Here is a 22,052-nt window from a genome sequence, read left to right as displayed (position 1 = left end):
CGCCGCCGGGGGAATGCGGGATAATCAGCGGCATCCGATCCTCCGGAGGTTCCCGTGCGACTGAGCAACGTTCCGCTCCGGCTGGCCACCGGCGCCTTCATCCTCAATTCCGGGCTGGGCAAGCGCGATCTCCCGCCCGAGGCCGCGGCCGGGCTGCAGGACATGGCGAGCAAGGCGCTCCCCCGGCTCGGGAAGATGCGGCCGGAGACGTTCGGCCAGACCCTGTCGACCGCCGAGATCGGCGTCGGCGCCCTGCTGCTGGCCCCCTTCGTCTCCCCCGTGGTGGCCGGTTCCGCACTGACAGCGTTCAGTTCGGGCCTGCTCGCGATGTACTGGAAGATGCCCGGCATGCACGAGGGCGGATCCTTCCGCCCGACCCAGCAGGGCACGCCGATCGCCAAGGACGTCTGGCTCCTCGGGGCGGGCCTGTCCCTGATCATCGGCGGGATGTCCAGGTAAGGGTCCCGTCGCGGGTTCGGCACGACGCACCGTGGGTACCGCCGACACATGAACACACGACGCACAACCCTTATCGCAGGCGTGTCCCTGACCGCACTCGTCGTCGCGGGGTGCGGCGGCGATGATTCCTCGACGGAGAACCAGGCCACCGTCGAGGCGCCCCCCACCTCGGAGACGACGACCACCGGCATGCCCACGGCACTGCCCGGCACGGACGGAGTGGCCTTCGAGCTGCCCGGCGCAGGCGGTGGCGACGACAACGCATTCACCTACGACGAGGCCGCCGTCCCAGTCGGTTCGACGGTGACCGTCGAATCCGAGGAGGAGGGTGGACGCACGACGGTCACGCTCGAGGCGAGCGGGCTGGCACCCACCCGTGACTTCGGCGTGCACGTCCACACGCAGCCGTGCGGGCCGCAGCCGTCGGACGCCGGTCCGCACTATCAGAACGACGTGGACCCGGCGGCCACCCCGCAATCCCCGTCGACGGATCCCGCCTTCGCCAATCCCGGGAACGAGGTCTGGCTCGACATCACCACCGACGGCAACGGCAACGCTCAGGCGTCGACGACGGTCGACTGGGAGTTCCGCGACGACGAGGCGAATTCGGTGGTGCTCCACGCCGAGCGCACCAAGACCGGCCCCGGGGAGGCCGGCATGGCCGGTGCTCGTCTGGCCTGCGTCGACGAGGACTTCTGACCGGGGTCCGACCGCGGAAGGTGGACCGGACACATCGGGCAGGTGTCGTGCGGTGCCCCATACCGGCGTATGGAGATACCTGCAGGTACGGTGCATCCATGCGCGCGCGTCCCTATGCCACCACCAGCCCCACGCGTCTCGCCGCTGCCCTGCTCGAGGTCGCGGCACGGATCGGGCTCGACGGCGCCAGCGTGCGTGAGGTGGCCAGCCATGCGGGTGTATCGATCGGCGCCGTACAGCACCACTTCCCCACCAAGGACGAGATGCTCGCCTACTCGTTCCGATCGCTCGCCGAGCGGGTGCTGACGCGGTTGAGCACCGTCGACCCGGACATCGATCCGGCGCGCACCCTGTTCGCGGCGCTGAGCCAGTTGCTGCCGCTCGACGAGCAGCGCACCGCCGAGGCACACGTGATGGCGGCGTTCACCGTGCGCGCCGCGACGTCGCCCTCGTTGAGCACGATCCGGCACACCACGTTGTTCACGATGCGCACCGCGGTGTCCGCCGTCCTGATCCGGATGGGCACCGCGGAGGCCGAGACCCGGGCCGCACTGCTGCTGGCCGCGGTCAACGGCCTGGCGCTCGACGCGATCGCCAGTCCGGAACTGTATCCGCCGGAGTACCTGACCCACGCGCTGCACACCCAGATCCAGCTGTCGCTCGACGGCGCCGACGCCCGCTGACTGCTTCCAGAATGCTTGTGGCCGAATGTCACACGCGGTCGATCTGATCGACGCGATGTGACATTCGGCCACACACCCACGCACCACGCACCCCGGGGGTGGGTCAGCGCGCGGTCCAGCCGCCGTCCATCGTGTAGGACGCGCCGGTGACCATGCCGGCGTCGTCCGACGCCAGCCACGCGACGAGGGAGGCCACCTCCTCGGGTTCGACGAGCCGCTTGATCGCGGGTTCGGTGAGCAGCACGTCGGCGAGCACCCGCTCCTCGTCGATGCCGTGCACCCGGGCCTGATCGCCGATCTGCTTCTCCACCAGCGGGGTTCGCACATAGCCGGGGTTGACGCAGTTGCTGGTGACGCCGTGCGGACCGCCCTCGACGGCCGTGACCTTCGACAGCCCCTCGAGGCCGTGCTTGGCGGTGACGTACGCGGACTTGAAGGCCGACGCCCGCAGGCCGTGCACCGACGACACGTTGACGATGCGCCCGAAACCGCGCTCGTACATGTGCGGAAGGACCGCCTTCACGAGCAGGAACGGCGCTTCCACCATGAGCGTCTGGATGCGGCGGAAATCGGTGAGCGCGAATTCCTCGATCGGCCGGACGACCTGGATGCCGGCGTTGTTGACGAGGATGTCCACCTCGAGCCGGAGCCCGTCGAGCTGGTCGGTGTCGAGCAGGTCCACCCCCCACGCCCGTCCCCCGATGTCGTGGGCGAGGGCCTTGGCGGCCACCTCGTCGACGTCGGCGACGGTGACGTGCACGCCGCGGGCGGCGAGTTCCCGGGCACAGGCAGCGCCGATGCCGCTCGCTCCGCCGGTGACCAGTGCGGTGCGGGCACTCATGCGGGCACCGCCGTCTTCTCGGCGTCGACGGCCCGCACGTCCGCGGCGTCGACGTCGCGCAGGCTGATCCCCTTGGTCTCCCGGGCGGCGACGACGGCGATGATCGTCACCACCGACGCCACGGCCAGGTAGACCGCGATGGGGACGGCGCTGCCGTAGCGGCTGAGCAGGGCGGTCGCGATGATCGGTGCGAGCGAGCCGGCGACGATGGAGGTCACCTGGTAGCCGAGCGAGACACCCGCGTAGCGCATCCGGGTCGGGAACATCTCGGCCATGATCGCGGGCTGACCGGCGTACATGAACGCGTGGAACACCAGGCCGATGACGATGGCGGACATCACCAGGGCGTTGTGGCCGCTGTCCATCATGGGGAAGGCGAAGAAGCCCCAGGTGCCGGCGGTGACGGCCCCGACCATGTACACCGGGCGGCGGCCGAAGGTGTCGGACAGGCGCCCGACGACGGGGATGATCGCGAAGTGCACGGCGTGCGCGGCGAGCATCCACCACAGGATGGTGGCGGTGTCCGCGCCGACGACCACCTTGAGGTACGTGATCGAGAAGGTGACGACGAGGTAGTACATGACGTTCTCGGCGAAACGCAGGCCCATGGCGGTGAACACACCGCGCGGGTAGCGCTTGACGACCTCGACGACGCTGTACGAGCTGGACTTCAGCTGCTCGGCCTCACGCTGAGCCTCGAGGAAGATCGGTGCGTCGGTGACCTTGGTGCGGATGTAGTAGCCGACCAGGACGATGACCGCCGACAGCCAGAACGCGATGCGCCAGCCCCACGAGAGGAACGCCGCGTCGGACAGCGTCGTGGTCAGGACCAGCAGCACGACGGTGGCGACGAGGTTGCCCATCGGGACGCCGGCCTGCGGCCACGAGGCCCAGAAGCCGCGGGAACGGTCCGGGCTGTGCTCGGCGACGAGCAGCACCGCGCCGCCCCACTCGCCACCCACGGCGAAGCCCTGCACGAAGCGCAGCGTGACGAGCAGCGCGGGCGCCCAGTAGCCGATGGCGCCGAAGGTGGGCAGGCAGCCCATGAGGAAGGTGGCGACGCCGACGAGCACGAGACTGGTCTGCAGCAGCTTCTTGCGGCCGAACTTGTCACCGAAGTGCCCGAACACGACGCCGCCGAGGGGCCGTGCGACGAAACCGACGGCGTATGTGACGAACGCCGCGATGATCGCGTCGAGTTCGTTGCCGTTGTCGGGGAAGAAGACCTTGGAGAACACCAGGGTGGCGGCGGTGCCGTAGAGGAAGAATTCGTACCACTCGACGACGGTGCCGGCCATCGAGGCGCCGACGACCTTGCGCAGACCCGAGGTGGGGGTCTCGTCCGGTGCGTGGCCGCCGGGCCGCGACTGTTCGACACTCATGGGTTCGTCCTCCTCGATCCGACTGTGACGGGCAACACTTCTGAAGGCATGTGCCGAGTATCGATGCGCAGATCTGCATGCACAATGACGCGATCCGCAGAGCAGATCTGCAAGAATGCACATATGAGCGCGCCGTCGGCCGATGACCTGCTGGTTCTGCTGGCCGTCGGCCGCACCGGTCGGTTCACGACCGCCGCCGAGGACCTCGGCGTCAACCACACCACCATCGCCCGTCGCATCGCGGCGCTCGAGAAGAGCCTCGGCGGGCGCGTGCTGGCCCGCGCGTCGGGCGGGTGGGAACTCACCGAGCTCGGCCGCTCGGCACTCGCCGCGGCCGAGCGGATCGAGGCCGCCGTGTCCGGACTGGCCGGTCCCGGCGGGGACCGCGGCCTCGAGGGTGTCGTGCGGGTCTCGGCCACCGACGGTTTCAGCGCCTACATCGCGGCGCCGGCCGGCGCGCTGGTGCGGCGACGGCACCCGGGCGTCGCGGTGGAGATCGTCGCGGCCACCCGTCGCGCGTCGCAGCAGCGGTCCGGGCTCGACCTCGAGGTGGTGGTGGGACGCCCCCAGGTGCATCGGGCCGAGGCGCACCGGCTGGCCGACTACACCCTCGGCCTGTACGCGGCGCGGGCCTACGTCGACGAGCACGGCGCTCCCACGACGGTGCGCGAGCTGGGTCGTCACCCGCTGGTGTACTTCATCGACTCGATGCTGCAGGTCGACGACCTGGACCTGGCCCGTCGCATCGCCCCGGACATGCACGAGTCGGTGAGTTCGACCAACGTGTTCGTCCACGTCGAGGCCACCCGCGCCGCGGCCGGGGTCGGGTTGCTGCCGTGCTTCATGGCCGACCGGCACGCCGACCTGGTGCGGATCCTGCCCGCGGAGGTGGAGGCGCGGCTGAACTACTGGATGGTGGCGCGGTCGGAGACGCTGCGCCGGCCGGAGGTCGCGGCCGTCGTCGCAGCGATCCGCGAGACCGTGCACGCCCAGCGTTCCGTCCTGCTCGGCCGCCCCACCGCGTGACCCACCACCCGGCCGCCGCGCACGTGACCGAATGTGACATCGCAGTCGATAGTCTGACCAGATGTCACATTCGGCCGGGGACGCGCGGGCAGGGGCCGGCCGGTTCGCCCCAAGCCCGTCGGGCGACCTGCATCTCGGGAACCTGCGCACGGCGGTCCTCGCGTGGCTGTTCGCCCGGAGCACCGGGCGCCGGTTTCTGCTCCGCGTCGAGGATCTCGACCGGGTCCGGCCGGGCGCGCAGGAACGTCAACTCGCCGACCTCGCCGCACTGGGCCTCGACTGGGACGACGAGGTCGTCCACCAGTCGCGGCGGCTGCCGCTCTACGACGCCGCGATCGCCCGCCTCACCCGCGCGGGTCTGACCTACGAGTGCTTCTGCACCAGACGCGAGATCCAGCACGCGGCGTCCGCGCCGCACGCCCCGCAGGGCGCCTACCCGGGCACGTGCCGCACGCTCACCGAACCCGAGCGGGCAGCGAAACGGGCATCCGGCCGGCCGGGCGCGATCCGCCTGCGGTCCGGCGCCTCGACCTTCACCGTGCACGACGTGGTGCACGGCGACTTCACGGGTGTGGTCGACGACCTGGTGCTGCGCCGCGGCGACGGCATTCCCGCCTACAACCTGGCCGTCGTCGTCGACGACGCGGCCCAGGGCATCGACCAGGTGGTCCGCGGCGACGACCTGCTGACCTCCGCTCCCCGGCAGGCCTACCTCGCGGCGCTGCTCGGGCTTCCCGTGCCCACGTACGCGCACGTGCCGCTGGCGCTCAACGTGCACGGCAAGCGCCTCGCCAAACGCGACGGCGCGGTGACGCTCACCGACCAGGCGGCGCTGGGCCATACCGCAGCCGACGTGCTGGGCCGGATCGCGGTCTCGCTCGACCTGGCGGACAAGGACGAACCCGTCACAGTGGGACTGCTGCTCGAGCGATGGGATCCGGCCCGGCTCCCGCGGGAGCCGTGGGTGTACGACGGCGGCTGGTGACACCCTCCGCGCGCCCGGCACCGGTCCGTTTCGTGCCGCTCGTCCGGCTCGCGGAAGTTCCGGTGATCGTGCAATTCGGACGCGTCGGACGTAGTGTGCGCAGTCGACAACGCGATTGGCTCCACCCTCCCCTCGAGAAGGATCCGATGACGACCGGCGGTTACGACCCCAGCAAAGAGCCCTACAACCAGGGCGGCGAACCCGACCCACAGCAGGGCGGCTACCCGCCCCCTCCCGGCAGCTACCCCCCGCCCGGGAACTACCCGCCCCCGCAGGGCAACTACCCGCCTGCCGGCGGTTACCCACCTCCGCAGGGCAACTACCCACCTCCGCAGGGCAACTACCCACCCCCCGGGGGCTACCCGCCCCCGCCGGGGAACTACCCGCCGCAGGGCGGCTACCCTCCCCCGCCGGGCAACTACCCGCCGGGCAGTAGCCAGTACGGCGGATTCGGCGCCCCCACGCAGCTCAACGTCGGCGAGGCCATCGGCTACGGCTGGAAGAAATTCAGCCAGAACGCGGGCGTCTGGATCGCCTTCGTCGTCGCGGCGGCGCTGATCCAGTTCGTGATCAACGTGATCTTCGGCGGCTTCGACACGAACGAACTGTCGGCGCTCAGCATCATCGGCGCGATCGTCAGCGTGTTCGTCAGCATCCTGATCCAGGCCGCCTACGTGCGCGGCGCGCTGCACGAAACCGACGGCAACCGCCCGTCGTTCGGGTCCTTCTTCCAGTTCGAGAACATCGGCGCCGTGGTGGTCGCGAGCCTGCTCGTCTCGCTCATGACCGTGGTGGGCTTCATCCTGCTGATCATCCCCGGCTTCATCGTCATCTTCCTGACCTGGTGGACGCTGCAGTTCGTCATCGACCGGAACGAGCAGCCGGTGGACGCGATCAAGTCCAGCTTCCGGGCCATCTCGTCCAATGTGGGGCCGCTGCTGCTGCTGGCGCTCGCTCTGGTGGGCATCAACATCCTCGGTGCGATCCCGTGCGGGCTGGGTCTGCTCGTCACCATCCCGCTCACGATCATCGCTTCCACCTACGCCTACCGGGTGACCACCGGACGCGGCGTCGCACCCTGACGGGTACGGCGTTCCACGAAGCGGCACGTCACGAATCACGAGGACCACGATGACCAGCGGGGGCTACGAACCCACTCCCGATCCGCAGGATCCGAACAAGCACCCGGGCGCACAGCCGTACGGCCCACCGCCCGGGTACGGCCCGCCCCAGGGTTACCCACCGGGCTACGGCACGCCACCGCCCGGCTACGGTCCGCCGCAGGGCCCGCCACCGCAGTACGGCGCTCCCCAGTACGGCGCTCCCCAGTACGGCGCTCCCCAGTACGGCGGCCCCCAGTACGGCGGGGCACCGCAGCAGCCCGGTGACCCGTACGGCGGGGCACCGTACGGGTCACCGCCGGCGGGAGGCCCCGCCGGGTACGGACCGCCCCCCGGCTACGGAGCTCCGGGCTACCCGCCCGGCTTCGGTTCCTCGCGCCCGCAGATCGACATCGGCGCCGCCCTGAGCTACGGGTGGCGCAAGTTCAGTGAGAATGTCGGCGGCTGGCTGAGCCTCGCCGGGGTGATCGTCGTGGCCGCCCTGGTGTTCGGCGCCCTGATGTTCGGGGTCGTGATGGCCTCGACCACGACGGACCGCTACGGCTACAGCACCGGCATGTCGGGCGTCGGGATCGCCGTGATGATCGTGCTGATCGTCGCGTTCGTCATCGGCATGCTCGTCGTCCAGGCGGCCGGGGTGCGCGGGGCCCTGTACGAGCTGGACGGTCACAAGCCGGCGCTCAAGGACTTCTTCCGCGTCGGCAGCCTCGGTCCCATCCTGCTCGTGTCCCTGCTCATCGCGCTGGGAACACTGCTCGGTTCGCTCGTCATCGTCGGTGGCATCGTCGTCGCCTTCCTGACCGTGTGGGCGCTGCACTTCGTCATCGACCAGCGGCAGGACGCGGTCACGGCGATCAAGTCGAGCGCGTCCGCGGCCGCGGCCAACGTCGGGCAGCTGATCCTGCTGTGGCTGGTGCTGTCCGCGATCAACTTCGTCGGCGCGCTGCTGTGCTACGTGGGCCTGCTGGTCACCGTGCCCGTCACCACCATCGCCTACGCGTACGCCTACCGCGTCGCCACGGGTGGGCGCGTAGCCCCCTGACAGCAGGTCGCGGGCCCCGATCCGCCGGGCCGGGGTCCGCGTCCTGTTCGTCCGTTCTTCGCCTTCCGCCCGCCCGAGTGCTTGGATGGCCGGGTGACAGAGCACGTGCAGACCCAGCAATCCGACCACACGCACTTCGCCCGCGTGGTCCGCAGCCACTACCCCGGACTGGTGGCCCTGTTCACGGCGGTGCTCATCATCTCCAACGTCGCCGCCGGCAAGGGCGTGGCGTTCTTCGGCGACGCCGAATGGGCGCTCGGCCCGCTACAGGTCCTGCCGATCATCACCGACGGTGCGTTCTTCCTGTTTCCGCTCGCCTACATCGTCGGCGACGTCCTGAGCGAGGTCTACGGCTTCGCCGCGACCCGACGCGCCGTGTACTACGGTTTCGGCGCGGTGGCGCTGGCCGCGCTGTGCTTCTGGATCGCCCAACAGCTGCCGCCCGCCGACTTCTACGAGAACCAGCCCGCGTTCGAGGCCGTCCTCGGGGTGGTGCCGCGACTGCTGCTGGCCGGTCTCGCCGGTTACCTCGTCGGGCAGCTGCTCAACTCCTACGTGCTGGTGCGCATCAAGGAGATCACCAAGGAGAAGCACCTGTGGGCTCGGCTGATCGGCTCCACCGTCGTCGGCGAGTTCGCCGACACGCTCATCTTCTGCGCGATCGCCGCCGGCGTCATCGGCATCACCACGTGGGCGGACTTCGTCAACTACGTGGTGGTCGGGTTCCTGTGGAAGACGCTCGTCGAGATCGTCGTCATGCCGGTCACCTACGCGGTCATCGCGTACGTGAAGCGGCGGGAGCCGACCTACGCCGAGTGACGGCAGCCGACGCGGACCGCCGGGTCCTCGCTCACCGCCGCGCGTAGAACCGGCTCAGGGTCTCGGCCTTGTGCTCCTCGAAGTTTCCGCCGTCGACGGCGGCGCGGATGTCGTCGACGAGCCGCACCGTGAACCGCTCGTTGTGGATGGTGCACAACGTGGACGCCAGCATCTCCTTGGCCTTGAACAGGTGATGGATGTACGCGCGCGTGTAGTGGCGGCAGGTGTAGCAGTCGCAGTCCTCGTCGATGGGGGTGAAGTCGCGGCGGAACCGGCTGGTGTTGATGTTGAACCGGCCGTCCGGGTGGTAGATGGCCGCGTTGCGCGCCACCCGGGACGGGTTCACGCAGTCGAACGTGTCGACGCCGTGCTCGATCGCGACGAACATGTCGTCGGGTTCGCTGATGCCGAGCAGGTGCCGCGGCTTGTGCTCGGGCAGTTCCTCGGTGCACCACCGGACGATGGTGCCGAGGTTCTGCTTCTCGAGGGCGCCGCCGATGCCGTAGCCGTCGAAGCCGCGGCCCGACTCGCCGACGACCGATTCGAGACCGCGGCACGCCTGCCGGCGCAGGTCCTCGTACTGCGCACCCTGCACCACCCCGAACAGCGCCTGGTACGGACGGTGGGCGCGTTGCGCCGTGAGCTTCTCGTGCTCGGCGATGCACCGCACCGCCCACGCCTGGGTCCGCTCGACGGACCGCTCCTGGTAGCCGCGGGTGTTCATCAGGGTGGTCAGCTCGTCGAACGCGAAGATAATGTCGGCGCCGAGTTGATGCTGGATGCGCATCGACGCCTCGGGCGTGAACCGGTGCCGGGAGCCGTCGAGGTGGGACTTGAAGGTGACGCCGTCGTCGTCGACGTGCGCGAGCCGCTCCTTGCCTTCGGCGATGACGTCGTCGGACTGCACGCCCACGGCGTCCATCGCCAGGACCTTCTTGAAGCCGACCCCGAGGGACATCACCTGGAATCCGCCGCTGTCGGTGAAGGTGGGCCCGTCCCAGTTCATGAACTTCCCGAGCCCACCGGCCTCGTCGACGATGTCCGATCCGGGCTGCAGATACAGGTGGTAGGCGTTGGCGAGCAGCGCCTGCGCCCCGAGTTCCTTCATCGCCTCGGGCAGGACCGCCTTGACCGTCGCCTTGGTACCCACACCGACGAACGCCGGGGTGTGGATGTCACCGTGCGGGGTGTGGATCGTGCCGGTGCGTCCGAGTCCGTTGTCGAGCCGGGTACCGACGGTGAAGAACGGGTCGGGCGGGGTGGGCACGGCGGAAGCGGTGGTGCTGGGGTCGGTCACGTCGGTATCCAATCACGAGGTCCGGTCACGGCGCCGACGGCAGTCGCACGGCGAGGGCGAGGACGGCGACCCCGCCGAGCGCGAGCACCGCACCCACGGCGGCCGGCGCGGTGTAGCCGAAGCCCGCGGCGATCACCGCGCCCCCGATCCAGGCGCCGAACGCGTTGGCGAGGTTGAACGCCGCGTGGTTGAGCGACGCGGCCAGGGTCTGGGCGTCCTCCGCGACGTCCATGAGCCGGATCTGCAGACCCGGCCCGACCGCGGCGCAACCCGCGCCGAGGAGGAACACCATCGCCAGGGCCGTGTACGGGTTGCGCGCGGCCGCGACGAACACGGCCAGCAGCACCGCCAGCGTCGTCATGGTCGTGAAGATGCCCGGCACCAGGGCCCGGTCGGCGACGCGGCCGCCGACCACGTTGCCGAGCACCATGCCGAGCCCGAAGAGCATCAGGGCGACCGGGACCAGCGCCTTCGACACTCCGGCGACGTCGGTCAGGGTGGTGCTGATGTAGGTGTAGACGGCGAACACGCCGCCGAAGCCGATCATCGCGACCGCGAGCGTCATCCACACCTGCCCGCGCCGCAGCGCGCCGAGTTCGGTCCTCACGCTGGTGGTGCGGATCGCCAGGGCGGGCACCCACGCGGCGATCGCGGCGACGGTGACCGTGCCGATCACCGCCACCAGTGCGAACGCGGAGCGCCAGCCCAGCGCCATGCCGAGCCACGACGCGACCGGCACGCCCACGACGTTCGCCACCGACAGGCCCATCATCACCAGCGCCACCGCCCGGGCGCGCTGCCCGCGGCCGGCCAGATGCGCGGCGACGAGGGCGGCGACCCCGAAGTACGCGCCGTGCGGCAGCCCGGCGACGAACCGGGAGGCGACGAGCAGTCCGTAACTCGGCGCGAGCACCGTCGCCGCGTTGCCGACGGTGAAGGCGATCATGAGCGCGATCAGCAGCGCCTTGCGCGGCAACCGGGCAGTGAGCGCCGCGATCAACGGCGCACCGACGACGACACCGGCGGCGTACGCCGACACGACGTGCCCGGCGGTGGGTTCGGATACCCCGAGGCCGGTCGCGATGTCGGGCAGCAGGCCCATCGCGACGAACTCGGTGGTCCCGATGCCGAATCCGCCGAGGGCGAGCGCCCACATCGCCCGGGCCCGCCGCGGCCGGGCGTCCGGTGTCGTGGCGGCCGCGGGGGCGGCCACCGGTGCTGCGGAGGCAGGTGGGCATGCGGATGCCGTCGTCGTCATGAGCGGGAACCTTCGAATAGTGCGGGATGCGCTGGATCGTGTCGGCGTGCGAAACCAGCCGAGTCTCCATTCTCGTGCACACGCCGAGCCGACCTCGAATCGGGAGGACGTGAGTTCGGCCACCCCGGCACGAGCCGCGCCGGCGAGGGAGCGGTCCACGACCTGCCGCGCCCGAGACGACGTCCACAGCTCGCGCCGCGATCCGGCCGCCGCACCCGCAGCGGCGATAACCAGTCCCATTCTGCGGCAGTTGCTTTCGGAGACCACCACGACCGGCACAGGCGACGGGGTTCACCGGTCCGCGCCGGCCGTTCGGATGCACGCAGCCGGAGCGCCCCGCCGGCGATCCGGTACCGGTTCGCCGGGCGCGCACGTGCGAATGCCGACGTCCGGAGAATTCGTGTCGCTCGTCACCTCGTGGACGCGATCGGCACCGGAGCCGAGGACCGTACCCGCACGAATCTTCCTGCGCGACAACGCTACTTCGACCCCACCGAGACTCCCGGAGTGCAGACGCCGGTCTCCGTCAGCAGACCCGGCGCCACCGCGACGGCGCCCGCGTCGTCGCCGTGATCGTGCTCCGCCCGGCAGCCACGAACGCAGCCACACTTCGTGGTGGTCGTCCACGACCGGGCGCGGCGACAGATCGTCCGTGTCAACGGGTCTGCGCAGGCACCATCGCGAAGAAGCGCGCCGGGTTGTCCGTCCGCAGCCGCATGCCGGCGGCACCGCCGAGCACCAGGGGCCGCGCGTAGGGCCGCTCGGAGCCGAGCAGCACCCGGTCCTCGCCCAGACGCGCGGTCACCGCCGCGACGACCTCCCGCCCGTACGACGACGTCTCCACATAGACCCCGGCCCCGGGGATGCCGCCGGGACCGCCGCGCATCGCCATCCGATCGGCATGCAGCGGGGCCAGGCCGGCGAGCATCGCGAACAGGACCCGCAGCGCCGGGAACCGGCGCGACCCGAACTCGTGCCAGGCGAACCAGGCGGCGTGCATCTGGGTCACGTACGACACCATCGCCGGCCACCACGGTGGAGCGCCGGGCGCGGCGGCCGGACCGGGGTGCACGAACAGCGGCTTGTGTGCCCGCTCGAGTTCCGCCAGCAGCGGCGCGCACCGGTCGAAGCCCGCCGAGTCGGCCAGGGCCGTCGCCGGCAGCTGCAGACCCACGCAGCCGGCCGCGAGGACCTCACGCAGCGTCTCCGGGTCGGGTTCGGCGAGACCGGCTGCGGCCCACACACCGAACCGGTCGGGCAGGCTCAACGCCCCTTCGTGGTACGCGTCGAGCAGCGGCCGGGACTCCTCGGCGGGCAGCTCCTCGATCCCGAGCGGGCTCGACAGCGACACCAGCGCCAGATCGATCCCGTCCCGGACCGCGAGGGCCGTCCGCGCGGCGACCGAATGATCTGCGGGGTCGACCCGGTACGGCGGCTCGCCCGGCAGGTGCAGCACCCAGCCGTCGAGCCGGGGCGGCGCACTGCGCGCCCGGAGGGCGTCGACGAAGGACGCCGGCCACACATGTTGATGCACGTCGACGCGGGGACGTCGCCTCATGCGTCCACGTTCGCCGCCGCGCGCCCCCGTGTCAACCGTCGTTCGCATCCCGGCGACGGACCCGGCCGCCGGACGGCGCGAGGCCCGGCAGCCACCCCCGCGGCCCGGACCCGCCACGCCGTACGTACTGTATGTACGGTGCCGGCCCGGACCTCGCCCGGCGCGATCGACCCGCACGCCTCCGCCCGGACCCCGCCGAGGCGCTCGCGGCCCCGGCCGGACGTGCACCCCTTCGACGCGGACACCCCACGGCACTAGCCTGGGACCGAGCGTGTTCGCCGATCGTCGGAAGGAGCACTCCGTGCCTCCCCATTGCGATTCCATGGACGGCCCCGTCGTCAAGGCCGCCGAGGCGGCGCTGGGCGACGACAACGTCGAGCTGATCCTGCCGTTCGTTCCCCTCGAAGCCGAGGACGAGGTGCGCACGGCGTTCGAGCGGGCGACAGCCGCGCGCGCGGAGGGTCCGATCGCCCACGAGGTGGCCGATCTCTACTTCTTCGACACCGTGGTCCGGCTGCACCGCGCGGGCGAGGGTGCCTCGTTCACCGGCGTGAAGCCTGCGGGCGGCGACGTCGGCCCTGTGATCCCGTTGGCCGAGCGCGCGATCGAGACCGGCTCGATCGAGAAGCTCTACGCCTTCCTGTCCGCCGAGCTGCACCGGCAGCTGCAAGCGCGCCTGGAACGGATCGTCGCCCTGGCCGACGCCGTGACCACCGCGGAGCGGCGGGAGTACACCGAGGCGATGCTCGGCTTCCAGGTGTACAGCCATCACCTCTACAAGAGCATGCACAGGGATCCGCACGAGGGCGGGCACCCACACGGCTGATCCGGGCGCCGCCCCGACGGCCTCCCGTGACGCCCTCACCTCGACATGTGATGCCGTCACATCGACATGTGTGAGGCCGTCACATCGGCATCATGTGATGCATCGGCATTCCTGGCATCAGCATGTGGTGCATGTGCATCATCAGCATGTGCATCATGTGCATCAAGCCCATGTCCATCGTTCCCACCTCCGCGTTCTGCGGTGCTCGTCGGAGGGCGACACCACTTCCACTATGCGCCCGACCGGGCGTGCGCGTCACCACGCCGGCGCCGCAGGCTCCGCCCGGTGGCCTTGACGAGTTCGTCCACCCACAGCACCGAAGATCCGACGCCGACGGCGAGCGCCCATTGCTGCGAGGTGAGCGCGGTGGTGTCGAAGAAGCCCTGCAGGAAGGCCGTCTGGACCACGCAGACCTGCAGGACGACCACCACGACGAGCGCGATCCAGATGCTGTGGTTGGTGAGGGTCTGCAGAGAGAACACCGAGCCGAGCTCCGAACGGACGTTGAGCAGGTTGAACACCTGGAAGAAGACGAACGTGGTGAACGCGAGGGTGGTGGCGAACAGCGGATCGCCGGCGCTCTCGGGGAACCACTGCGGCGCGTAGTGCAGCACTGCGACGGTTCCGGCGGTCATGACGATGCCCAGCCCCAGGATGCGACGGAGCCGGTCGCGGCTGAGCAGACGCTCGTGTGCCGGCCGCGGCGGCCGGGACATGGTGCCCGGCTCGGTGGGGTCGACGCCGAGGGCGAGGGCCGGCGGACCGTCCATGATGATGTTGACCCACAGGATCTGCAGGGCGGTGAACGGTGCGCCCCCGGCCAGTCCGAGCGCCCCGGAGACGAGGAAGATCAGCACGAACCCCCACGCCGTGGTCAGCTGGAACTTCACGAACTTGACGATGTTGGCGTAGATGCCGCGGCCTTCCTCGACCGCGGCGACGATGGTCGCGAAGTTGTCGTCCGTGAGGATCATGTCGGCCGCGCTCTTGGACACGTCGGTGCCGGTGATCCCCATGGCGACACCGATGTCGGCCTGCTCGAGGGCCGGCGCGTCGTTGACGCCGTCGCCGGTCATGGCGACGACCTCGCCGTTCGCCTGCAGCGCCTTGACGACCCGGATCTTGTGCTCCGGCGCGACGCGAGCCAGCACCCCGAAATCTGCTGCCCGGGAGCGCAACTCGTCGTCGTTCAGGGCATCGAGATCGGCGCCGGTGGCCGCGGCACCACCGATGCCCAGCCGGCCGGCGATCGCCGACGCGGTCACGAGGTGGTCGCCGGTGATCATGTGCACCTCGATGCCGGCGGCATGGGCCACCTCGATGGCCCGCTCGGCCTCCGTCCGCGGCGGATCGACGATGCCGACCACGGCGTAGAGGGTCAGGTCGGACACCGCACGCTGCAGTGCCTCCGCGTCGCCCCGCGGCACCGCGTGCAGGTCCCGGCCGGCGATCATCAGGGTGCGCAACCCCTCGGCGGCGAGCGACTGCACCGCCGAGCGGAGGCGCTCGCGGCGACGGTCGTCGAGCGGGACGGGGCCGTCCCCGTCGAGCATCGCGGTGGCCCGGTCGAGCAGTGCGCCGGGAGCGCCCTTGGCGAAGCACCGGTACCCGCCGTCGGGCAGGGCGTGGAAGGTCGCCATGTACTTGTAGGCGGAGTCGAACGGCACCTCCGCCAGCCGCGGCACCGCGAGCCGCGCCCCCTCGACGTCGATGCCGCCCTTCTCGGCGAGCACCACCAGCGCGCCCTCGGTGGGATCACCGACGAGCACCCCGTCGCGGACGACGGCGTCGTTGCACAGGGCCATCCCGAGCAGCGGCGCGGTCAGGTCCGGGGGCGGCAGCCCGTCGCCGACGAGGATCTTGCCGTCGGTTTCGTATCCGGTTCCGGTGACGCGGAAGCTGCGGCCGCGGGCCAGCAGCCGCTGCACCGTCATCTCGTTGAGGGTGAGGGTGCCGGTCTTGTCGGTGGCGATGTGGGTGGTGCTGCCCAGGGTCTCGACGGCGGCGAGCCGTTTGACGATGGCGCCGCGGGCGGCGAGCCGCGACGCACCCATCGCGAGGGTGAACGCGACGACCGCGGTCAGCCCCTCGGGGATGGTGGCGACGGCGAGCGAGACGGCGGTGATCAGCAGGTCGGACCACGACTGTCCGCGCAGCAGGCCGAGCACGAACACGACGGCGACGACGGTGAGCGCGACGATGGTGAGGGTCTTGGCGAGCTGGTCGATGCGGCGCTGCAACGGGGTCTTCTCCACCCCCGCGGTACCGAGCAGGGTGGCGATCGCGCCGATCTCGGTCTGCATCCCGGTGGCCGTGACCACCATCGCGCCCCGCCCGCGGGTGATCTCGGTGTTCATGAAGAGCATGTCGGCGCGGTCGCCCAGCGGGGCCTGCTCGTCGTCGACGGGTTCGACGGTCTTGTCGACGGGATGGGACTCACCGGTGAGCGCGGACTCGGCGACCTGCAACCGTGCCGCCGTGACGACCCGGCCGTCGGCGGGCACGGAGTCGCCGGCCTCGAGGAGCACGACGTCGCCGGGCACCAGTTCGGTGCGCGGCAGGTGCTGTTCGCGGCCGTCGCGGCGGACCCGCGCGGTGTCGACGGCCATCTGCCGCAGCGCCTGCAGGCTGTTCTCGGCCCGTCGCTCCTGCACGTAGTTCAGGACCGTGTTGAGGGTGATGACGGCGAGGATGACCACGGGGGTCTCCCATTCGCGCGAGACCACGGCGCTCACCACGGCGGCGGCGACGAGGACGAGGGTCATCCGGTCGGCGAGCAGGGCGAGCACCTTGCGCCAGCCGGGCACGGCTGCCGCCTCGACGAGGGCGTTGGGCCCGTGCTCGAGCCGGCGCTCCTCGACCTCACCGGTGGACAGTCCCACCGCGGGGTCGACGTCGAGGGCCGCCGCGACGGCGTCGGCGTCGCGGGTGTGCCACGTGGTGGCCAGGGTCATCTCGCACGCTCCTCGGTGAGGTCGGGCGGCTCCCACGCTATCGATGTGACGGATGCCGCGCGATTCGACACACGATCCGCCTGTGCCGCGCCCGGATCCGTGATGTGCTGGAGGCGGTGATATCGAGGCGCACGCCGCCGGATCGGAGGAGCCATGAGTGAGCCGAACATCGACGATCCTGTCGTCGTCCTGAGCGACGAGGAGAGCTGGGAGTTGCTCGGCACCGAGCGGATCGGCCGGCTCGTGGTGGTCTCGGACGGACGGCCCGACGTCTTCCCGATCAACTTCGCGGTGCGTGACAGGAAGCTGTACTTCCGGACGGCCGAGGGCAGCAAGCTGGTCGAGCTGACGTTGAACGCCGAGGTGGCCTTCGAAGCCGACCACGTGGAGCAGGACCGGGCCTGGAGCGTGGTGCTGCACGGTCGAGCTCGAAACCTGGTTCGTTACAACGAGATCCAGGAGGCCGAGGAACTGGGGCTGCAAGCCTGGGTGCCCACTCCGAAGTACAACTTCGTCGAGGTCACCGCGAGCGAGATCAGCGGCCGCCGGTTCGCGCTGGTCAAGGATTGACGCGAGCCCGGCGTCAGCCCGCCACCATGCCGACGCCGAGGCCGACCATGAGCACGGCGATGCCGCCGTCGAGCACGCGCCACGAGGCGGGTCTCGCGAACACTCCGCGCAGCAACCGGGCCCCGTAACCGAGCCCGAGGAACCACACGACGCTGGCCAGCACCGCGCCGGCGCCGAACCACCAGCGTCCCGGATCCCCGTGGTGGTTGGCGACGGAGCCGAGCATCAGCACGGTGTCGAGGTAGACGTGCGGGTTGAGCCAGGTCAGCGCCAGGCAGGTGGCCAGCGCTGCGCCGACGGTGACGGGACCGCCCGCCGCGGCGGTCAGGGCCGCCGGGCGCAGCGCCCGCCGCGCGGCGAGCAGTCCGTAGCCCACGAGGAACGCCGCGCCGGCCCAGCGGATCACCCCGAGCGCGCCGGGAACCCGGTCGAGCACCGTGGCGATGCCGGCGATGCCGGCGGCGACGAGGACCGCGTCGGACAGGGCGCAGACCGCGATCACCGGCAGCACGTGCCGCCGCGCGATCGCCAGGCGCAGCACGAACACGTTCTGCGCACCGATCGCGACGATGAGCGACAGGCCGGTGAGGAATCCGACGACGACGAGGTGCATGCCACCCACGCTAGGAATCCGGCTCGATGAAGGACAGTTGAGTTTTCTTCAGTACCGTTAGAGTTTCTTCACGTGGATCTGGACTTCGCGCAGCTACGGACCTTCGCCGCGGTGCTGGACGAGGGCACCTTCGACGGCGCGGCCGCGGCGCTGCGCCTCACCCCGTCCGCGGTGAGCCAGCGGATCAAGGCCCTCGAGCAGCACGTCGGCCGGGTCCTGGTGCGGCGCACCCGGCCGGTGTCCGCGACGGCCGCGGGCGAGGCCGTGATGCGACTGGCCCGGCAGGTGGCGCGGCTCGAAGAGGACACCGCCGAGGCGCTCGGACTCACGGCCGGCCGGGACGAGTACGTGTCCGTTCCCCTCGTCGTCAACGCGGACTCGATGTCGACGTGGATGCTGCGCGCCCTGGCCCGCATGCCCGAGCGTCATCGCGCCCTGTTCGAAGTGCACCGGGAGGACGAGTACCACGCCCCCGCGCGGCTGCGGGACGGCACCGCGATGGCCGCCGTGACGTCGGTGCCCGAGCCGGTGCAGGGGTGCGTCTCCGAAAGGCTCGGCGCCATGCGGTATCACGCGATGGCGAGCGTCGACTTCGCGGACCGCTGGTTTCCCGGCGGACCGGACGCCGAGGCGCTCGGGCACGCCCCCATGCTGAGCTTCGACCGCAAGGACGACCTGCAGGACCGGTTCCTGCGCCGCCGCACCCGGCGCCGCCTCGACCCGCCGCGGCACTACGTGCCCGGCGCCGCCGAGTTCGTCGAGGCCGCGCGGCTCGGCCTGGGCTGGGGCATGCTGCCGGAACCGATGCTCACCGACACCGACGGACTCGTGTTCCTCGCCGCGGACGACCCGTTCGACGTGCCGCTGTACTGGCAGCGCTGGCGGCTCGAGTCGCCGGTGCTCGACGCACTCACCGACGTCGTCCGGCGGACCGCCGGGGAGATACTGCGCTGACAATGGCATGGACGCTGGACCCGCCGGGCGTCGAGACCGGCACCGGACCACCGAGCGCGGGCGTCGTCCCTCAATCACGGGCCAGGAGTCGTGGCCCGAGATGGTGAGCCAGCTCCAAGGCGAGCTCGACGGGAAGCCGGCGCGCGCCGGGGCGGTGTCCGAGCAGTTCGGTTGCCCGGGTGACACGCTGGAGGACGGTGTTGCGGTGGGTGTGCAGGCGTGCGGCGGTGCGAGGGGCGTTTTCGGCTTCCTCGAGGAACACCCGCAATGTCTGGCGGAGACGCGCCGCACCGGGCGTGTCCGCAGCGAGCGGACCCAGCGTCGTGGCGACGAATTCGGCCGCCCGATCCAGGTCTCGAGCGGCCAACGTGGTGACTTCGAACTCGCGGTAGAGCGCGACGCGGTCGCCGCCGCGTTGCCCGCTGAGCAGGCGGTGCATGGTCAGTGCCGCGTCGTGCGATCGACGGAAGCCGTCGATGCCCACTCGGGCGGGACCGACGACCACCCGAATGTTCGGCTGCGCCTTGGTTATTGCTTCGCGCAGCGCGTCGAGTGCAGGTTCGGATCCGGTGCCCAGCCACGCCCACAGCGTCGAGGTGCCCGCGGGCAGCGTGAGGGGTGTGCGGGCTCCGGCGGCCTGGGCCAGCAGCGTCGCGGCGGACTCCAGTGCCCCCTGCGTGCCGCCCGCCCGTTCGGCCCACAGGACGAGTGCGGTGTGGTGGCGAGCGAGCTGATATCCGAGGCGTTCACTGGCTCGGCGGGGGTCGATCGGGGCGCCGTCGAGGATCAGATGCACGGTCTCGGCGCGGCGGGCGAGCGCGCCGCCGAGCACCTCCTCACGTTCCCGCTGGGCGTCGGCGATGACACGGCTCACCACGTGGTCGACGTAGTCGAACATCAGCTGCGAGGTGACCTCCAACAACTCCACGAACTGCGGCCCCGGTGGGACCATCCGTCCGGCATGAGCCAGAAACCGCTGCCAGGCGACGTTCTGGCCCCGGCGGTATGCCTGGTAGATCACCTCGAGGTCGATGCCGCGACGCACGACGGTGCGGACGACGTCGAGGGCTTCGGGTGGCACGTCGATCGGCGCGCCCCCGACCTCACGCCGGGCGAGGGTGGTCAGCAGGCGCGCGGCGTTGGCGCGATTGCTTGCCGACATCTCCGCGGCGATCGCCGCGTCTGCGCCCAGCATCGGGGCCACCGCCACCTCGGCGGCGTCCATCTCGGCGACGAGCTGATCGATCTCGCGCAGCATCAGTTCGGCGACGTCACCGACGAGGGAAACAACTTCGGGCGCCACTGCCGCACGGAGCACGGTACAAGTGTGCCACAGCACATATCGGTGCGGAAAGAGTGTGCCGGTAGACATGTCAGCGCGTGCTGTTGCGGTTCTACTGTGAATGCCGTCACACACCAGCACACCGCTCGAGGAGACCGACCATGAGCACCCCGACGACCACCGAGCAGAGCGGTCGCCACACGGAAGACACGCATTTCGACGTCTTGATCGTCGGCGCCGGCATTTCCGGCATCGGCGCGGCGTATCACCTCCGGACACGCCGTCCCGGTACGACGTTCGCAGTCCTGGAAGGCCTGGATTCGATCGGCGGCACGTGGAGCCTGTTCCGCTATCCGGGCATCCGCTCGGATTCGGATATGCCTAGCTTCGGCTACGAATTCAAACCGTGGACGCATCGGAAGTCGATCGCGGACGGCCACATCATCATGGATTACCTGCGGCAGACCGTCACCGAAAACCGTCTCGACGAGCACATTCGTTTCGGCTACCGGGTCAGCGCCGCAGAGTTCTCCTCGGCGGACGGACGCTGGACCGTCACCGCGCAGCAAGCAGGCAGTGCCGAACCCGTGCATTTCACCGCGCGATTCCTGTTCCTGGGCACCGGCTACTACGACTACGAGGAAGGCTTCACACCTCGAATCGAGGGCGCGGAGGAGTTCGCGGGCCGACTGATCCACCCGCAGCACTGGCCCGAGGATCTCGACTACGCCGGCAAGCGCGTGGTGGTCGTCGGCTCCGGCGCCACCGCCGTGACGCTGATCCCGTCGATGGCCGGCAAGGCCGGTCACGTCACGATGCTGCAGCGTTCGCCGAGCTACGTGTTCTCGATCCCGGCCGAGGACGCGATCGCGAACACCCTGAACAAAGTGGTCGGTCCCGCCCGCGCCCACCGGATCATCCGGCGCAAGAACATCATGCTCAACCGCGGGATCTACAAGGCCTGCCGGCTCGCGCCCAAGCTCATGCGCACGCTGTTGATCGCCAACGTGCGCCGGCAGCTACCCGCGAGCTTCGACGTGGACACCCATTTCACCCCGCGCTACAACCCGTGGGACCAGCGCCTGTGCATGGTTCCCGACGGGGATCTGTTCAAGGCGATATCCGCGGGGCAGGCCTCGGTGGTGACCGACCGGATCGAACGGTTCACCAAGGAAGGGATTCTGCTGGAATCGGGTCAGGAGTTGGCCGCCGACATCGTCGTCACGGCGACCGGACTCAACATGACACCGTTCGGAAAGATCGCACTGGGCGTGGACGGGCGGCCTGTGAACCTGCCCGACACGACGGTCTACAAGGCGATGATGTTGTCGGGTGTCCCGAATTTCGTGTTCGCACTGGGATACACGAACATCTCCTGGACGCTCAAAGTCGACTTGGTGTGCGAGCACTTCTGCCGACTGCTCGACTACATGGACAGCCACGGCTACGGCACCGTCGAACCAGTGCTCGACGATCCGCACATGGACCGTGTCCCCGTGGTCGACATGAGCTCGGGATATGTCCAGCGGGCCATCGCGAGGTTCCCGCGCGGCGGCACCAGCGGCCCGTGGACGGTACAGATGGCCTACGAGAAGGACGTCGAACGGCTGCGTCGCGGGCCGGTCGAGGATCCGGCGCTCGAGTTCGCACCCAGCCGCACGGCTGCCGTCGCGTCGTAGGAAC

Annotated in this window: 20 protein-coding genes; 12 read left to right on the top strand and 8 right to left on the bottom strand. The window is 70.3% G+C overall.

Features of this window, described 5'->3' with window-relative positions; all coding sequences use genetic code 11:
- The first annotated feature begins 54 nt into the window (after nt 1–54).
- The 3 genes from F1734_RS03670 to F1734_RS03660 all read left to right on the top strand — a co-directional run bounded on the left by F1734_RS03670 (nt 55) and on the right by F1734_RS03660 (nt 1,841).
- On the top strand, nt 55–459 hold the full coding sequence (locus tag F1734_RS03670; RefSeq protein ID WP_010594882.1) for a membrane protein: 405 nt from the start codon (nt 55–57) through the stop codon (nt 457–459).
- 48 nt (nt 460–507) lie between these two features.
- Nucleotides 508–1,158, top strand: coding sequence for a superoxide dismutase family protein (locus F1734_RS03665; RefSeq protein ID WP_040273568.1), 651 nt, complete (start codon nt 508–510; stop codon nt 1,156–1,158).
- A 98-nt stretch (nt 1,159–1,256) separates the two neighbouring features.
- Nucleotides 1,257–1,841: a TetR/AcrR family transcriptional regulator gene (locus tag F1734_RS03660; RefSeq protein WP_017681591.1), complete on the top strand. Its 585-nt coding sequence runs from the start codon at nt 1,257–1,259 to the stop codon at nt 1,839–1,841.
- A gap of 103 nt (nt 1,842–1,944) precedes the next feature.
- Here the strand turns inward: F1734_RS03660 and F1734_RS03655 are convergent, their stop codons facing one another.
- Nucleotides 1,945–2,682, bottom strand: coding sequence for a 3-hydroxybutyrate dehydrogenase (locus F1734_RS03655; protein ID WP_203011366.1), 738 nt, complete (start codon nt 2,680–2,682; stop codon nt 1,945–1,947).
- Entirely contained in the window at nt 2,679–4,064 is a 1,386-nt protein-coding gene (locus F1734_RS03650; protein WP_040273563.1) for an MFS transporter, read from the bottom strand. The genes F1734_RS03655 and F1734_RS03650 overlap by 4 nt, the downstream gene beginning before the upstream one ends.
- A 123-nt stretch (nt 4,065–4,187) precedes the next feature.
- On the opposite strand from F1734_RS03650, the gene F1734_RS03645 reads away from it, so the two are divergent.
- The 5 genes from F1734_RS03645 (at nt 4,188) to F1734_RS03625 (ending at nt 9,057) form a co-directional block, all read left to right on the top strand.
- A complete protein-coding gene (locus tag F1734_RS03645) occupies nt 4,188–5,090 on the top strand; it encodes a LysR family transcriptional regulator (protein ID WP_040273560.1) in 903 nt (300 codons plus the stop codon).
- Between the two features lie 61 nt (nt 5,091–5,151).
- Complete coding sequence (gene gluQRS, locus F1734_RS03640) at nt 5,152–6,075, top strand: tRNA glutamyl-Q(34) synthetase GluQRS (protein ID WP_203011365.1); 924 nt, start codon at nt 5,152–5,154, stop codon at nt 6,073–6,075.
- Nucleotides 6,076–6,221: 146 nt separating this feature from the next.
- A complete protein-coding gene (locus tag F1734_RS03635; protein WP_099528215.1) occupies nt 6,222–7,157 on the top strand; it encodes a DUF2189 domain-containing protein in 936 nt (311 codons plus the stop codon).
- Nucleotides 7,158–7,206: 49 nt separating this feature from the next.
- Nucleotides 7,207–8,238, top strand: coding sequence for a V-type ATP synthase subunit I domain-containing protein (locus tag F1734_RS03630; protein ID WP_203011364.1), 1,032 nt, complete (start codon nt 7,207–7,209; stop codon nt 8,236–8,238).
- Nucleotides 8,239–8,331: 93 nt separating this feature from the next.
- A complete protein-coding gene (locus F1734_RS03625) occupies nt 8,332–9,057 on the top strand; it encodes a queuosine precursor transporter (protein ID WP_017681596.1) in 726 nt (241 codons plus the stop codon).
- Nucleotides 9,058–9,088: 31 nt separating this feature from the next.
- Here the strand turns inward: F1734_RS03625 and tgt are convergent, their stop codons facing one another.
- The 3 genes from tgt to F1734_RS03610 all read right to left on the bottom strand — a co-directional run bounded on the left by tgt (nt 9,089) and on the right by F1734_RS03610 (nt 13,170).
- The gene (gene tgt / locus F1734_RS03620; RefSeq protein ID WP_064066490.1) at nt 9,089–10,354 is read right to left on the bottom strand and encodes a tRNA guanosine(34) transglycosylase Tgt; all 1,266 of its coding nucleotides are present in this window, start codon (nt 10,352–10,354) and stop codon (nt 9,089–9,091) included.
- 25 nt (nt 10,355–10,379) lie between these two features.
- Nucleotides 10,380–11,612, bottom strand: a complete 1,233-nt coding sequence (locus F1734_RS03615) for an MFS transporter (protein ID WP_420803903.1) — start codon at nt 11,610–11,612, stop codon at nt 10,380–10,382.
- Nucleotides 11,613–12,267: 655 nt separating this feature from the next.
- Nucleotides 12,268–13,170, bottom strand: a complete 903-nt coding sequence (locus F1734_RS03610; RefSeq protein WP_155621887.1) for an amidohydrolase family protein — start codon at nt 13,168–13,170, stop codon at nt 12,268–12,270.
- 301 nt (nt 13,171–13,471) lie between these two features.
- Between F1734_RS03610 and F1734_RS03605 the strand changes: the two genes are divergently transcribed.
- A complete protein-coding gene (locus tag F1734_RS03605) occupies nt 13,472–13,996 on the top strand; it encodes a DUF6448 family protein (protein ID WP_230831719.1) in 525 nt (174 codons plus the stop codon).
- Nucleotides 13,997–14,226: 230 nt separating this feature from the next.
- Here the strand turns inward: F1734_RS03605 and F1734_RS03600 are convergent, their stop codons facing one another.
- Nucleotides 14,227–16,950: a cation-translocating P-type ATPase gene (locus F1734_RS03600; RefSeq protein ID WP_017681601.1), complete on the bottom strand. Its 2,724-nt coding sequence runs from the start codon at nt 16,948–16,950 to the stop codon at nt 14,227–14,229.
- Between the two features lie 153 nt (nt 16,951–17,103).
- Between F1734_RS03600 and F1734_RS03595 the strand changes: the two genes are divergently transcribed.
- Nucleotides 17,104–17,520 carry a pyridoxamine 5'-phosphate oxidase family protein gene (locus F1734_RS03595; protein ID WP_017681602.1) on the top strand — a complete coding sequence of 139 codons (417 nt, stop codon included), beginning with the start codon at nt 17,104–17,106 and terminating at the stop codon, nt 17,518–17,520.
- A 13-nt stretch (nt 17,521–17,533) separates the two neighbouring features.
- Here the strand turns inward: F1734_RS03595 and F1734_RS03590 are convergent, their stop codons facing one another.
- Nucleotides 17,534–18,133: a LysE/ArgO family amino acid transporter gene (locus tag F1734_RS03590; protein ID WP_040273550.1), complete on the bottom strand. Its 600-nt coding sequence runs from the start codon at nt 18,131–18,133 to the stop codon at nt 17,534–17,536.
- A 72-nt stretch (nt 18,134–18,205) separates the two neighbouring features.
- Here F1734_RS03590 and F1734_RS03585 point away from each other — a divergent pair, with 72 nt between their 5' ends.
- Nucleotides 18,206–19,087: a LysR family transcriptional regulator ArgP gene (locus F1734_RS03585; RefSeq protein WP_040273548.1), complete on the top strand. Its 882-nt coding sequence runs from the start codon at nt 18,206–18,208 to the stop codon at nt 19,085–19,087.
- A 70-nt stretch (nt 19,088–19,157) separates the two neighbouring features.
- Here the strand turns inward: F1734_RS03585 and F1734_RS03580 are convergent, their stop codons facing one another.
- Nucleotides 19,158–20,345, bottom strand: coding sequence for a PucR family transcriptional regulator (locus tag F1734_RS03580; protein WP_052455321.1), 1,188 nt, complete (start codon nt 20,343–20,345; stop codon nt 19,158–19,160).
- A gap of 185 nt (nt 20,346–20,530) precedes the next feature.
- Between F1734_RS03580 and F1734_RS03575 the strand changes: the two genes are divergently transcribed.
- Complete coding sequence (locus tag F1734_RS03575; RefSeq protein ID WP_040273544.1) at nt 20,531–22,048, top strand: flavin-containing monooxygenase; 1,518 nt, start codon at nt 20,531–20,533, stop codon at nt 22,046–22,048.
- The last annotated feature ends 4 nt before the right edge of the window (nt 22,049–22,052 follow it).

It is taken from the genome of Rhodococcus ruber (genome assembly GCF_016804345.1).
Classification (GTDB): Bacteria; Actinomycetota; Actinomycetes; order Mycobacteriales; family Mycobacteriaceae; genus Rhodococcus; species Rhodococcus ruber.
The sequence above is the reverse complement of the archived record's forward strand: the minus strand, read 5'-3'. Positions and strand labels throughout refer to the sequence as shown.